The organism is Mesorhizobium sp. M0563 (assembly GCF_040321065.1).
In the GTDB taxonomy this organism is placed as follows: Bacteria; Pseudomonadota; Alphaproteobacteria; order Rhizobiales; family Rhizobiaceae; genus Mesorhizobium.
In genome coordinates, this window is sequence record NZ_JAMYQV010000033.1 from 14,696 (window position 1) to 28,565 (window position 13,870).

Below are 13,870 nucleotides of genomic sequence, written 5' to 3' on the forward strand. Positions count from 1 at the left end.
AACGCACCTGCGAGCAAACCAGGCCGCGATAGCGGCGCTTGGCGCAGATACTTGCGCGCCAGCGCGTCGAACCCCTTCGGGGACAGGGTGGACCTCGCCGTTATTAAAGTCGCTCAGGCTCGCGTGAAACGCAGTTTCTTGACGCGGTCCGAGTTTATCTCGAAACCGTCTGCGGTGACGCTTAGCGTTGCCCTCCAGGGCCGATAGGGACCCATGTCGGTGCCGGGCTGGATCAAGAACCAAAGATCACTGTCCGCAGCGACAATGGTCGCGTTCAATGCGCCGAGATCGGAGCGCAGACGGAACATGCCACGCCGTGCGTCGGCGTCGATCTCGACCTGCAGGCCCTGCGCCTTGTTTGCGTACCTTCCGGCAAGAGGGGCGGCCGCCTTGGCGTCTGCGACCAGGGGTGTGTAGACCCTTGGCGTACCGCAGAACATGCCATCGACCTTACCGTCCGGCCTTGGACTGAGAACCAGGTCGGTGATCGAGCTCTCGGGCTTGGCGCCGCCTGGGTGGCCAAAATCGAACCCGCCCACACCAACGGAACTAAGGAAGGTCGGCACGCCAGTCTTGGCGACGATCTCGAACACCTCGGGGCCGTCTTCCTGTCGGTAGCGGCCGGGAGCAAGTTCGAACGGCGCTGGCGCGGCGTTTCCGAAATAGATGTCGGCGATGCGGCGGGCGACCGGGAAGGCGGTTACCTGGTCGTTGTTGGCGATGATGACGATACCAAGCCCGTCGTCAATGAAGCGCATCGAGTGCGAAAGGCCGCCGGCAACATCACCGCCGTGGCTAACAGCGCGGCGGCCACGATAAACATCCGTTACCAGCCCAAGCCCGTAGAAGCCGGTCGCGCCATTGTCGAACACGAATGGCGTCACCATGCGCTCATACATTTCCGCAGTGCCGACCTTAGGGTCGATCAGGTTCTGCTGCCAGACCACCATGTCGTCGAGAGTCGAAACCATGCCGCCCTCGCCGCCTAATTCAATTCCCATGCCCAGATGGATCCACTCGTCAGCGCGTTTTGTATAGTGGGCGGCCAGTCGCTTCCTGGCCAACCAGTCGCGCGGCAGGAGCGAGGTGTCGTCCATGCCGAGCGGGCCGGTGATGCGCTGGCGCAGGACCTCGTCGAAGGTTGCGCCCTCGATCTGTTCAATGATCTCGGACAGCATGAAGAAGCCGCTATTCGAATAGAGCATCGCGCTGCCGGGTTTGAAATTGAGCGCGTCCTGTCTGGCGATGACATCGCGGACTGTCTGGCGGTCTGACGGCGCGAAGATCGACAGGCCGCTAAGGAACATGCCTTCCAGATAGTCGCGGTAGCCGCTCGTATTGGAGGCGAGGTGCCTGAGCGTGACCGGGTACTCGAGCCGGGGCACATAGGGCAGGTGCTTCTGCGCCTCGTCCTCCAGGCTGAGCTTGCCTTCTGCCTCCAGCATCAGGATCAGCAGCACGGTGAACTGCTTGCTCTGCGAACCGATGCGGATGATGGTCTTACGCCCCATTGGCACGTCGTCGTTGATGTTCGCCAGACCATAGGCATTGGCGAAGATCTCGCGGCCGTTCTCGGTCACGGCGATAACAGCGCCAGGCATTTCCGGTCCGCTGAACTTGCTGAATAATGCATCGACGCGCCTGGTAAAATCGCCCTGCGAACTGGTCATGATCGTAATTCCTCGGTGGGGATGCTGCTAAAGGTCCTTCAGGATTATATGACGCATGGGCAAGGTAGTTTTGCGCCAAAATACATCGGCTTTTGAAACGCGGACCCGCGTGCAGCTACGTGATTTGTGATGTTGTCAGCCTCCCGGATTGTCTGACCAGTTCGGGAAAGTCGGTGGTAACTCGGCCCCGTGAAGCATTAGTGTTTCCGACCACGGATCGGTGAAGGCGAAGACGGTACTCGAGCGCCATCCATGTCTGATGTGAGGAACCGTTTCGCGCCTTTGGTCACTAGTGGTCGCCGGCGCACCTCAAAGCCGGCGGTCTGTCCAACTCGCCATTCGAGGCAGGAAACGATGTTTGTGCTCGTCATCATCGAAGCGCAGAAGCAGTACAGGTAGAGGGCCACGTGGCCGGTGTAGGTCATGCGCTCGAGCTGTAGATCCGAGCGTGCTCACGAGCCCTGAGTGTCCTCAGAGCGGAACTCGGGGGCGCCTTGGTGCCTCATAAGGTTGCTGAAGCGCGCCAAATCGGCACACTGTCGCCGACAGGCTGGCGCCGGACCCTCGCTGTGGCGGCGGGACCGACGAAGAGGAATCCGTCCTCTTTCAGCCGAGTGAAGCCCACACGCGTTCATGCAGCAGTTGCACGAACGAGCGCCCGTCGCGCGGTTCGGGCGCGGTTAATCCGCGCGTATCGGGCCTTGTCGATACCCGAGCGAAGCACTCGCTACGCCTGATCTCGGCGGTGACATTTTGAATCGATAGCACTTGGTGGGGAAGTTTGCGCCAAAATGCGTCGACTGCTGATATGCGGGCCTCACAACGCGGCGATGCACCAGGTGGCGTTGAACCTCTCGGACGTAAGCGAAGCGGTGAACGGCACCGACGCCGCAGCGCCGGCCTGACCAGCAGCTCGCCAAATCCGACCGATGCAACAGATCCTTCAAATAAATTTACAGGATCTTTGCGACCGCAAATTGCTGACGATGATACGCTCACGGCAAGGTCTGAGTCGGGCACGGCTGAAAAAAGTAGATGCCGATTTAGGCTCGAACCGCACACAGCACGCAATGTCGGGGCTAAAGCTAATGACAAAAAGAGCGCTCATTATGGTTGGAGGCTCAAGGGGTAATGGTCCGTTACACATCCAAGCGGCCCAGCGTCTTGGTCTTCATCCAATTACCCTGGCGGCGGATCCAACTCAATACGACTATCTTGCGGCGAACGGGATCCAGGCAAACCGTATCGATACAGACAATCTCGATGCGCTGATCCATGAATGTTCCCGTCTGCGTACGACCTATGACATTGCCGGCATTACCGGGTTTGCAGGCCTCGACGAGTCGATCCCTGCGACAGTTGGCAAGCTCTGCCAGCATTTCGGTCTACCGGGACCGAACCCCGCATCCGTTGAAAGGTGCTGCGACAAATTCATTCAACGTCAGCGGCTCGCAGCGGCCGGCGTTCCAATACCTGCTTATCGTTTGGCAGCGAATGCGACGGAGGTAGAAAGCTCTGCCGCGGAGATCGGCCTGCCTGTGGTTGTTAAGCCAGCCATGGGCTGCGGCAGCAGCGGTGTCCGATTGTGCCGCGACGCCGATGAGTTGGCCGAACATACGACCTATCTGTTGGGCGGGAAGCATGTATGGCGCTCTTCGCCGAGGATACTGGTCGAAGAATTCGCCCAAGGCCCCCTTTATGTCGCTAATCTAATGGGGAATGAGGTTATTGGAATTACCGCCTACGAGTACGGCCCGCCGCCGCATTTCGTCGTTCGTGAGTGCATCTGTCCGGCCCCGCTGATTGATGATGACCATCAACGTATCGCCGATGTTTCGCTGAGCTGTTTGCGAGCTCTGGGCCTTGGCTGGGGGCCATCGAACGTTGACTTCCGGTGGACGAAGCGTGGCCCAGTCGTCATTGAAGTCAATCCGCGTCTTGGTGTTGGGGAACCTATACTGATCCGACTGGCTCACGGTGTCGATCTCGTCACCGAGCACATCAAGCTTGTCATCGGCCAGGAATGGGATTTGCGCAAAAGGCATCCGCAGACTGTGGGCTGGCGGTCCCTGCTTCCTGATCGCGATGGCATCCTCGATTGGATCGATGGCGACTGTCGCGCGGCTGCTGTACCGGGTGTTGTCGATGTCAAATTTTACATTGAACCCAAGACGCCAATACTCAGGAAAGGCGACGTCCGAGACTCTATGGGATATGTCATCGCCGTTTCACCCAGCCTCGCTCAGAGCAAGGCGATCCTTCAGCGTGCCGTCGACTTAATCAGTTGGTCGATCACACCATTTCCGACCTCTGGCGAATCGTAACGATATGCGGCCCACTTGCCTCCTGCGCGCCTGGAAGAGCTCGATGCAGTCCAACCCGGCTTCATCACCCAGCTTCATCCGATTCCGAGGTCGACATGGCCGTTCTCGACCATTGCCATCACATCGAGCGCACTGCCGTCGAAAAACTCTGAACGAGACGCGCGGGTAGCATTGCAATACTAGTCAGGAATCCGGGGAAGCAGGCGCATTCCAACAGAAGGAAGGCAAGCGATCCGCACCTGATCTTTCTGTCTTGTGGTCGCAGCCGGAAGTTCAACAACAGCGTTTTCCCGTGCCATGACTATACGCGCGCTTTATCAAGTAAATAACGGCCGAAAGCCTTCAACTCGACACGCTTTGTTGTGCGCTCCAGCAGAGAGACGTCAAGCACTTCTTCTAGTTTTGAATCGTCACCCCGTGAAGAAAGCCATTTCGGCACCGGCGTTGAAGGCGAGTCCCGTTTCAGAGGCTATTCCGGTTGAACTGCGGAGGTCAGGCTGATAGTGGCTGGACCGGTGACGCTGGAGCGGTTGCAAGCAGCGCCGGAAGTAGGCAAACAAAAGCCTCAGACAGTTGAGCAAGAGGCTGAAGTTGTAGCCGACGGCGGCGAGCGTGGCGTTGTTTGGCGTCGCCATCGGTGACGGCCAGGAAGTTGCGGCCCATGCGGTGGTCCTGCTTGAGATGGCCGATGACCGGTTCGACGGCGGACCGGCGTCGCAGTGCCCGCTTGATGGCCTTGGTCAGCCGGCGACATGGACCTTGAACATCTTGTCCTTCGGCGCGTTGTGGCCGCGATAGCCGGCGTCGGTGACGATCTTGCCGAGATTGGCGCCGATCGCGGTTTCGATGGCGGGAATGACGGTGGCCAGCGTGTGGCCGTCATAGGGATTGCGGGCCCTTGACATGGGCGACGAACTGGCCGCCGCGGCTGCGCGCAGCGTGGTGGCGACCGAGACCTTGACGCCGAACTCATAGGCCTTGTGAGCCTTAACCTTGCCCATGCATTCCACCTCGGGAGCGTGCAGGGAATAGACCTTGCGGCCGCGCTCGCTGCCGCCGGTCCCTGACGCGCCGGGCAAGCGACAGCGGCAGGGCGAAGACGTGGGCCAGTTCCGGCTGCCCGGCGAGCGGGAGTGTCAGAATTTCCGTGTGCGGGCGGGCATAATGGGGTCTCGAACGAGGACCCATCTCAGCGGCACGATCTTGCTGCCGGGGCGATACCACATACCGGTTCCCGACATGATGTCCAGTTGACAGCGCTCGTCACCGTACCATTCGGAGGCGACAATCCTGCGCCAGACGGTCGTCCTGGCTTCGGCGACGGCCTTGAGCTTGGGCAAGGGCGCGCCCTTGCTTGCTGGCCGGCCTGCCAAGCGCCCGTGGCCCGCGCGCCGGGGCGGTGGGTAGAGGTTGGCATCAAGACGCAGCCGGCTGACGACGGTGCATCGACGCCGCACGGCGGCGAGCAGGTCCAGGACCGCAAAACCGCTGTCGCCGATCCAAAGTATCTGAGTACAGACCTTGTCATGCGCCTCAAGAGGCAGCAGCGATATGGCTATCATTTGATGGAGTAAATCTGAAGATTCATTCCTCACCTCATCATAGTCTGGCGGCTGGTATCCAACTTCCTTGCAACGACCGAAATGCTCAGCCATTTGGCCAGCTCTTCTAGCGCAGCTAGACCGCCAGATCAGAAAGAGCACGCTACCGAAATACGCCAGCTGAAGGAGCAGCGAACAAGCCAGCGTCGTGACGACTACTGTGCCGATGGAATGAGAAGCGAAGTAGACGGTCAGAGCGGTGCTGCACAGGACCATTCCCAGGACGCGACAAAAGATTCTAAAGGGCAACGCCGTTCTCCTGGTTTTGTCTCCTCAGATCATGCTGCGACCTGGTCGGCCGCAACATGGGTCTGGCAGTTCTTCGGGCAGACGCGGGCGCAGGCCCCGCAGCCAATGCAGCGGCCGGCATGATCGACGACCATGATCATGCGATTGAGCTCGCCATCGAAATCGTCATCCTCGTCGTCGCAGGCGCCGAGGATTTCACCCGCATCATCGACGCCGTAAAGATGCATGACCTCGCGCGAGCAGACTTTGAAACAGCGGCCGCAGCCGATGCAGGTCGTGCCGTCTATAGCGGTGAGATATTCCGGCATCCATCCGGAGCCGTCGCGGGTGGTGAATGTGCTCCTCATCGTAACTTCTTCATTGCAGCGAGCTCTCTCTTGGCACCATCCAACTCGGCAAAAACGGCCGACGTTTCCTCGGCAACTTCCTCTATCTCCGTCCATTTTCCCGGGAGATCCTCTGCAAGGTCGCGCAATTTCATCTTGGCAACTGCCGCGCGCAGCTGAAGCTTTCGGACTTTCTTCCCCATCTCATCTAGCTTTGACATAACCCTTCCTCGAAAATCAGTTTCATCACGCCCGCGCTAGGTCGCGATAGGCTTCAGTGGCTGAGGTCGTATCGTCGACCAGTTTCGTACCGGCCTCCGCGAGTTGCCGGAAAGTCTCGAAGCCGAACCGATGGACGTCTGGACAGAACGGCGAACTGCCCGACCGTGAAAAGCACGGGCCCGAACGCCTTACGGTTTTCATCTCCACGATTGGCGATGTCACCGGGCGAAAACGCTCCGCAATCGCAAGCCCGACGGCGGTGTAAAACATATCGAGCCTCCACAGCACGTCCGGATCGGAATAGCCCATGCCACGGATCGCATGGCGCTGTTTTCTGGTGACGATGAAGTCGGCCAGCAGCGTGGCGTCCGATTTGCCTTCCCATAAGCAGTATGACTCCTGAGCACGGATCAGCCGCACGAGGCATTTGACAAACGGGGTGGCAAGCGCCGCCTCGTCCTCGTTGACAGCAGGGCTAACCGCGGCGTCAGACACTTCATTTTCTCCTCATTTCAGTCCTCTTCCTCGAAGGAGGATTTCTTTTTCGGAGACGCCTACTTCGGGCACACTTGCGCATCCGACGCCCGGCTCGGGGCGGCCAATTCCACGCAATTGATGTCCCTGCGGCCGACTTTGGACGCATCCTCGACTGCCAAGCCTTCCAGGCGGATCCGCGTCGAACATCACTTCCGCCGTGATGCGGCCGGAGATCATCGCAAGATTCGAGCCTCGAACCTGCTACAAACGATCCACCAGGTGCTGCACGGAGCCTAGTTGCTGCGGCCACGGCAGGGAAATGAACGAATTGGCCCGTAAACATTCGACCATCCCCCCCTTTTAGGTGCTCTTCTCGCCCGGCTGCGCTTTGGCCCCTTCGGGAAGCTTGTTTTGCGGAGCCGCACAGGGAGCGCCGTAACAAACCTTCTCACCCTTGTAGTTGGCCAGGGCCTGCAGCAAATCCAGCAGAAGGTGCTGTTTCAGTTTGTCCGGGATAGGCTCCGAACCGTCTAGCGACTTCAGTGCCAGCTCGACTAACTCGATCGCGCGATCTTTGTTGCCGCTCTCGTGATAGTACCGAGCGACCGCCGGATAAGACCGGAACTTAGGGCCGTCGGCTTGCGGGGGATTCAGTGTCAGAATGGCTTCGGAGAGCTCCTTGCCCATCGCAAAGCGCTCAGCACGCGGGAGATGGGAGTTGTGCTTCGCGGGATCGAAGAGTTGGTTCAGGGCCATGGCCATCCAATGCTCCGCCTCGAATTTTTTGCCGATCGCGTCCCGAACTAATTGGTGCATAACCGGCAAGCCGGTCTGCATGTCGCGCAGTTTGTGAAGCAGTAGATTCGTATGAGTCTCCCGGAAGTCGAAATTGTCAGACATCAAGGCGACGCCTTCTTCGACAGCCGAGAGCGCCGCCGTCCAGTCCTCGGCCTGCATCGCCGGCCGAAGTTTGGCGTATGTCGGCTGGTCAGCATTAGTTCGCGCGCTATGCGTTGGTGGCTGAAAATCCGCTCCGTATCGGCGGCTTGATCGCTGGTGCGCCAGCCGCCGCTAAGCACTTTCGGCAAAACCTCATAGAGTTGCATCGGATGACCGATAAAGGCGATGTGGCCGTCTCGGTCGACCACGAACGAGGTCGCAATCCCGACGGAAAAGCTGGGTTTCATCCAAGGCTTGTTCATTTCGCCCGTGTAGTCGAACGCGATCCGATAGTTCAGATTCGAGCACTTTTCGGTCAACCAAGCGTCCAACTTGGTTCGGGCCTCGACGGCCGTTGGAGCGTCTTCATCAGCCGCGATCCCGACGACCTCAAGTCCGCTGTCCTTGTATTTCTCCTGCAGCTGCATCAGATGGGGCATCGCCGACACACATGGTCCGCACCAAGTTGCCCAAAACTCGACGATATACACTTTGCCGGGCTGGAGGTTCGTAAGGGGCTCGCCACGCAGCCAGTTCTCCACTTTGATCGAAGGAGCCGGTGACTCCATTTGCAATACCATGTTGCTCTCCAAAGCTATGGCCAAAGGTTGCGCGACTTCAGGCGCGAGCTTGTTTCCCTCTTAGAGAGGGGCACGCGGGTTCAAGGAGAGGAGAGCATCGCTCGTCACGCGCGTCTGCGTGCAGCCAGCCTTCCCTCAGTGTTGCCGCATCTCAATTCGCAAAGGCCGTGCCAGCGCGCTCAGCGCGCAGTAACCCCGTGATTCGCTGTCAAAAGCCTCGATCTGCCAAGATGGCCGGTTGTATTGAACCCGACATGTTTTCTGCCGCTGTCAGTTTTTGGACACGCATCACCGCTTCGCGCCGGGCAGAAAAGCGTGGCCCGGACGACTCAATACGCATTCGCGCCGAGGGACGAGGCCGTGGACATCATGACTGCGTTGGCTACCGCCAAGCTCGTCATCATCGTCCGCTTCACGCCACCGGCTTGAGCGTCTTGCCGTTTCGGTCCCTCAGGCGGTAGCGGATCTCGCCATTTGCGATCGCAAGGGGCAGCTCCATCCGAGCGTCGCCTGTGCCCTGCCCTCATCCGCCTTGCGATTGAATTCCTGGCTGGCGTCATGGAGTTCTTCACGACGAAGCCGGTCCAGCTGCAGCTCGCCAATACCGCCATCGTCAGATCGACGACGATGATCGTGGCGAAAAAGGCTAGGATGAGTGCCGGAATGTGCGGCCGGTGAGCTCTCCGGGGTTCCTGCTTTGTGCCGACATTTTCTGTGTTCCCTGTGCTCAGGCGCTACAGGGACCGCCTGGTGCGAATGTGAGCGTTGTCGGAATTTGACCAGCCTCAAGGCCGCTCGGTCGCCATGCGATGGGCCGGGCAGACAGAAAACGCCGAAGATGCGGCCTCCCTCGCCGCTGACCCGGCTACCATCCCAGGCGATGACAACGTGATTGACGCCATCGTTCGCGCCGAAGCCGGCAAGAGCCCGACCGTCCGACTCGAAGGTCGGCGCCTTGGCCGCTGCACGGTCGTTGCGGTGTTCACTCACGGCACTCACGGCCAGTGGTGAGGAAATCGCGATAACGCTAATACGGATGCGGCTACGGTCTGAACGCGGCCTGCTGCGCTGAAACGACTTTCTTTCTCGACCACGCCGACCCAAGCATCGGTGTTTTGAGCGCATTGAGGAGCGCCTGTACCTCTGCGCGGCCTTTTGAGCTCCGCGTTACGGATCATCTCGGGCGAGGAGAACCCCCGAGCGCGCGTTAGAGACGTCCGGGATGTCTCGGCGACGGCGCTTGCAAATTCGAGCTTCGCGAAAGTTGCGCTTTGCCGCGACCTTTCTCCGACTTCGCATCAGGGTAGGTGACCAGGGGAGTAGAGCCTCGAACAGCATCGGCGCTACTTCAAAACCCGTCAGCGGGCCAAAAACAGCGGCTGGCGGCTTGCCAACTATCCATCTTGTCACGCCACCGAAGAGCCGCTCGCGTAGCCGGCGGCTGCCATAGGCACCCATGACAATCATGTTGGCAGACGTGTCGATTGCGTGCTGCGCGAGCACCGTGGCCACCGGTTTGCCGGCGCTCGGCAGCCGGTCGACCAACACCCGAGCACCATGCCGAGTGAGATAGGCAGCGATGTCGGCTCCCGGCTCGGCGCCGTTTCCGGTGCAGGTCGCCTCCGGATCGACTAGTGCGACACGAACTTCCTCAGCACCGGCTAGCAGATCCAGCGCTTCCCGAACCGAACGGGACGCCTCGACTCGCGAATCCCAGCCGACCAGCACGCGCCGTGGAGACAGAGTTGCCTCAGCGCCCTCCGGCACGACAAGCACCGGCTTTCCCGTATCGAACAAGCTGCCGTTGATAACAAGAGGTCCGAGACTAGTGTCGTCGAGAAGTGCGGGGCCGATGATGGTCAGGTCGGTGCAGAGCGCCCGCTGTCGCACCGCGTCACCGACGCCAGCCTTGTCCCAGTGTTCGGTATCGACATCATAGCAGCGCCACGTGGCTCTCAGCAGTTTGTGAATTTCCCTGGATGTCTTTTCCAGGTTGGCCATGTCCTGTGAAAATCTCTCGATCTGCCTAAACCGTTTGTCCAGTCTGGCGATGGCCTGTGCGCGTTGTCCAGGCCACTCGGGGATGCCATCGCCGAGCAGCGGAGACGGCATAATGAGCGGCGGAGGCGACATCACCAGTACGGAAAGATACGCGCCGACTTCGGCACACAAGCTGGCAGCTGTTCTGACATCCTGATCGGAGTGGTCAGCTCCCGTCACACTGAGTACGCTTATGTCGTACGTGCCGGCGCGTTTCGAAGCCGCAAGACTTGCCCTCAGCCCGACGGGGGAGTGGCACTCCATCCGTTCGCTTTCATTCGTCCGGCTCCTCGAGCAAGTAGCCGGCCGACCTGACGGTGCGAATGACGCTACCTGGCGAGGCCGCCTTCAGCGCCTTTCTAATCCGGCTGATATGGACGTCGACGGTGCGTGGTTCGACATGGATGTTGTCCCCCCAGGCCCTGCCGATAAGCTCCTCCCGGCTGAAGACCTTGCCGGGAGCTTCAATCATAACCCGCAGCACGTTGAACTCGATGAGTCCGAGGTGAATGTCGTGGCCATTGCCGCGAATCCGGCGGGCATCGCGCTTCATTTCAAGGCTGCCGCAGCAGAGCCAGCTGCCGTTTTCGATCCCGTTTGAACCCCGCTTCGGCAGCGCCAGCCTCGCCCGTACACAGTCGAGCAGCTTGGCCGGGTCGATCGGCCGCACAAAGATCTCGTCAATGCCAGCTTTCAGGAGATCGAGGTGCTGGTCCTCGGCGCCGCGCGCGATCAGGGCAATAACGGGCAGGTCGGCCGTCCGCGGCTCCTCCTTGAGGCGGGCGCAGATTGTGGCTCCCGTCGCGCTTGCTGGCACGCAGTCCAGCACGACGGCGTGGAACTCCCGTTGTTCGGCCAATACAAATGCTTCCTTCGCGCAGCCTGCCTGCTCACTCGCGAAGCGGTCCGCCTCCAGAATGTGGCTATAATTCAGATAGAACTCCGCATCTTGCGAACAGATCAGGACGAGTGGCTTCATCGGCGCTACCCCAAGAGCCCACTCATCGACCTGGCCCGCCTCGGCTTCCGTGGGCTGGCTATCGCGCTCGCTCAAGATTGTCGTGGCCCCCCTTGCTCGAAGATCCGCTTCATCACGCACGCGCCACCTCGGGATAGGTCTCGATGGTAGCGATTGCGTCGCCGACCAGTTTCGTGCCGGCCTGAGCGAGCTTCCGGAACGTCTCGAAGCCGAACCTGTGGACGTCGCGCAGCGTCTTCGATAGAGCGACTAACCGCCCCGCCGTGAAAAGCACGCGCCCGAAGCCTTCATGGCTCAGCTCCATCATCGGCGATGCCATGAGGCCGCAGCGCTCCTCGATCGCAAGCCCAACGGCGGTGTAAAACATATCAAGCCTCCACAGCACGTCGGGATCGGGATCGCCGATGATCGGGATCGCGCGGCGCTGTTCCCTCGTGATGATGAAGTCGGCCAGCAGTTCGGCGTCCGTTTTGCCTTCCCATAACCCGTAGGAATCCTGAGCGCGGATCAGCCGCAGGAGGCATTTGACGAACGGGGTGGCAAAGGCCGCCTCGTTCTCGTTGACAGCGGAGGTAACCGTGGCATCAGACATTTCGCCCACTCCTCATTTCAGTCCTCCTCCTCGAAGGACGGTTTCTGTTCGGCGACACCTGCCTGCGCCAGCACCTTGCGCAGCCAGGGGGGAGGACAAGTCCTGAGCATCATCTGCGTGCGCAACAGCACCTCTTGGATGGTTTCGGGCTGCGGCACTTTGATCGGATGAATTTTTGCCGAAACAACCTTGGCCGCCGAAGGTCCGCCGATGGCCAGACAAAACAGCAGATGACAGCCCTTCAGCGCCTCCACCTTCGGGGCGATGCGGTCATCGCCCTCAGTTCGGTGCTCCCCGCTCTCGTCGGAAACGTCATCGAACGCTACGGCTTCAACGAGATTCCACTCCTCGCGTCGCACGTCGTAGACAGCAAAGCGCCTGGCCGAACCGAAATGGGCGTTGAGGTTCTTCATGTCCTGCGTGGCGATAGCCACGCGCAATGCGCCGGCTTGGCGTTCCGGCGTCGGTGCGTGAACCTCGTCAGTGACGAGCGAGAGGCGACGAACGGAGCTCATCTGGCATTTCTCGCTTACGGAGTGGATCAAGCGCCTCAGGCGTCGGCGTGTGCCGGTTGGCTTCAAAGATGTTGGCAACCTCGAAGATCAGGTCGCGGGTCCCCTGGTAGAGGATTGTGAGCTTGTGCTGACTGCCGAGCCGGTCGAAGATCGGGAAGCCGACGCGCATGAGCGGAATGCCGAGGCGCTGCGCCGCCTGGCGGCCGTGGGAATGGGTGACGAGAAGATCAGCGCCGGCGCCAAGCGCTTCCAAATCGCCGAGATCGCCGATTTGAACCCACTGCGCCGGTACTTCCTCCAAAATTTTCGACATGTCGGTCGTGGTGACCGCCGCCGCGATTTCGGAGCCCATGCCGATGAAGAAGCTCGCGAGTTGGTAGAGTTGGTCTGGTTCAGCAGCGATCGCAATTTTCTTGCCTCCAAAGTGGAAATGTCCGTCGAGCAACGCGTCCTCCAACTGCGCCCGGCGACGGCGCACCCCAGCCGGCGCCGCCGCGCCCGAAACCGCGGACAGCAGAGAGACGAACCGGTCGGCGTTCTTCAATCCAGTCAGCGACCGGAACAGCACGTAAGGCACGCCGGTCAACCTCTGAAGCAGCTCGGCCGGGCGGCGCATATGCTCACCGATGACGATGCATTGCTCGGCCGTGCCAAGCTCGCGGATATCCTCGATGCTGGTGCCGCCGTAGGTGGTCGTGATCCAGCGGTCGGGCACCGTACCGTCGAGCGAGCCGGAGACGTCCGGCAGAATCACCGGCTTGAGTCCAAAGCTTTCAATCATTTCACGCAAATGCTCGATATCAGCCACAGTGAGGTTCCAGCCAGGCAGGATCACGATCTTCTTCGACTGCCGCGCCTGCTCGCCGGGCCGCGTAATCCTTTCGATCATCGCGGTGACAGCCTTGGCCCAGCCCTCTTCGATCGCGCCGTCGAAATCCGGTGTGTTGGCTAGCACCACCTCCGTACCCGCGAGTTCTTGCCTGCGCTTCAGCCTGATATTGGCGATATCTCCTGCGCAGTCTTCGCCCCGGGTTTCCACCAGCGCCGTGGTGCAGACCCCGATCAGCGTTGGCTTTGTGCGGGCCTTGAGGTTGAGGATCGCCTCTTCCAGATGGTCTGCCCCGCCGAGGATCGTCGCCACCTCGTCCATCGCCGTCGTCTGCAAGGGGATGGCTTCCTTGAAATGCCGCACGAACAGCACGAGCGCAAAGCTGGTGCACCCCTGGCTGCCGTGGAACAACGGCATCGCGCCGTCGACGCCAAGAAAGGCCAAGGCGGCACCCAGCGGCTGCGATGACTTCAGCGGATTGATCGCCGCCGCTTTGGTCTGGGGAAGGATGCGGACCATCGGCTTT

General features: G+C 60.3%; 13 protein-coding genes and 3 pseudogenes. 2 read left to right on the top strand and 14 right to left on the bottom strand.

Annotated features, from left to right (window positions below):
- Positions 1-113: 113 nt before the first annotated feature.
- Positions 114-1,670: a serine hydrolase domain-containing protein gene (locus NKI50_RS28550; protein ID WP_352718318.1), complete on the bottom strand. Its 1,557-nt coding sequence runs from the start codon at positions 1,668-1,670 to the stop codon at positions 114-116.
- 1,088 nt (positions 1,671-2,758) lie between these two features.
- On the opposite strand from NKI50_RS28550, the gene NKI50_RS28555 reads away from it, so the two are divergent.
- On the top strand, positions 2,759-3,994 hold the full coding sequence (locus NKI50_RS28555) for an ATP-grasp domain-containing protein (RefSeq protein WP_352718350.1): 1,236 nt from the start codon (positions 2,759-2,761) through the stop codon (positions 3,992-3,994).
- A gap of 527 nt (positions 3,995-4,521) precedes the next feature.
- On the opposite strand, the pseudogene NKI50_RS28560 reads toward NKI50_RS28555, so the two are convergent.
- The 8 genes and pseudogenes from NKI50_RS28560 to NKI50_RS28595 all read right to left on the bottom strand — a co-directional run.
- Positions 4,522-5,107, bottom strand: a pseudogene (locus NKI50_RS28560) (transposase family protein); the annotation flags it as partial.
- A 23-nt stretch (positions 5,108-5,130) separates the two neighbouring features.
- On the bottom strand, positions 5,131-5,649 hold the full coding sequence (locus NKI50_RS28565) for a hypothetical protein (protein WP_352718356.1): 519 nt from the start codon (positions 5,647-5,649) through the stop codon (positions 5,131-5,133).
- 42 nt (positions 5,650-5,691) lie between these two features.
- A pseudogene (locus NKI50_RS28570) lies at positions 5,692-5,811 on the bottom strand (exopolysaccharide production repressor protein); the annotation flags it as partial.
- A gap of 62 nt (positions 5,812-5,873) precedes the next feature.
- A complete protein-coding gene (fdxB, locus tag NKI50_RS28575) occupies positions 5,874-6,191 on the bottom strand; it encodes a ferredoxin III, nif-specific (protein ID WP_352548332.1) in 318 nt (105 codons plus the stop codon).
- A complete protein-coding gene (locus NKI50_RS28580; RefSeq protein ID WP_023801957.1) occupies positions 6,188-6,391 on the bottom strand; it encodes a CCE_0567 family metalloprotein in 204 nt (67 codons plus the stop codon). The genes fdxB and NKI50_RS28580 overlap by 4 nt, the downstream gene beginning before the upstream one ends.
- Before the next feature lie 25 nt (positions 6,392-6,416).
- Positions 6,417-6,887 (bottom strand): DUF269 domain-containing protein, encoded by a 471-nt coding sequence (locus NKI50_RS28585; RefSeq protein WP_352718321.1) that lies wholly within the window; start codon positions 6,885-6,887, stop codon positions 6,417-6,419.
- Between the two features lie 342 nt (positions 6,888-7,229).
- Positions 7,230-8,389: pseudogene (locus NKI50_RS28590) on the bottom strand (TlpA disulfide reductase family protein).
- Positions 8,390-8,718: 329 nt separating this feature from the next.
- Entirely contained in the window at positions 8,719-9,120 is a 402-nt protein-coding gene (locus tag NKI50_RS28595) for a FixH family protein (RefSeq protein WP_352718353.1), read from the bottom strand.
- Positions 9,121-9,154: 34 nt separating this feature from the next.
- Between NKI50_RS28595 and NKI50_RS28600 the strand changes: the two genes are divergently transcribed.
- Entirely contained in the window at positions 9,155-9,400 is a 246-nt protein-coding gene (locus tag NKI50_RS28600; RefSeq protein WP_352718323.1) for a hypothetical protein, read from the top strand.
- A 156-nt stretch (positions 9,401-9,556) separates the two neighbouring features.
- On the opposite strand, the gene NKI50_RS28605 is transcribed toward NKI50_RS28600, so the two are convergent.
- The 5 genes from NKI50_RS28605 to nifN all read right to left on the bottom strand — a co-directional run bounded on the left by NKI50_RS28605 (position 9,557) and on the right by nifN (position 13,863).
- Positions 9,557-10,561 carry a universal stress protein gene (locus NKI50_RS28605; RefSeq protein ID WP_352718325.1) on the bottom strand — a complete coding sequence of 335 codons (1,005 nt, stop codon included), beginning with the start codon at positions 10,559-10,561 and terminating at the stop codon, positions 9,557-9,559.
- Between the two features lie 142 nt (positions 10,562-10,703).
- Complete coding sequence (locus NKI50_RS28610; protein ID WP_352718327.1) at positions 10,704-11,483, bottom strand: winged helix-turn-helix domain-containing protein; 780 nt, start codon at positions 11,481-11,483, stop codon at positions 10,704-10,706.
- Positions 11,484-11,520: 37 nt separating this feature from the next.
- The gene (locus tag NKI50_RS28615) at positions 11,521-12,000 is read right to left on the bottom strand and encodes a NifX-associated nitrogen fixation protein (RefSeq protein ID WP_352718329.1); all 480 of its coding nucleotides are present in this window, start codon (positions 11,998-12,000) and stop codon (positions 11,521-11,523) included.
- Between the two features lie 17 nt (positions 12,001-12,017).
- Complete coding sequence (gene nifX, locus NKI50_RS28620) at positions 12,018-12,515, bottom strand: nitrogen fixation protein NifX (protein WP_352718331.1); 498 nt, start codon at positions 12,513-12,515, stop codon at positions 12,018-12,020.
- A complete protein-coding gene (gene nifN, locus NKI50_RS28625; protein WP_352718333.1) occupies positions 12,481-13,863 on the bottom strand; it encodes a nitrogenase iron-molybdenum cofactor biosynthesis protein NifN in 1,383 nt (460 codons plus the stop codon). Before nifN ends, nifX begins: the two co-directional genes overlap by 35 nt.
- Positions 13,864-13,870 lie beyond the last annotated feature (7 nt).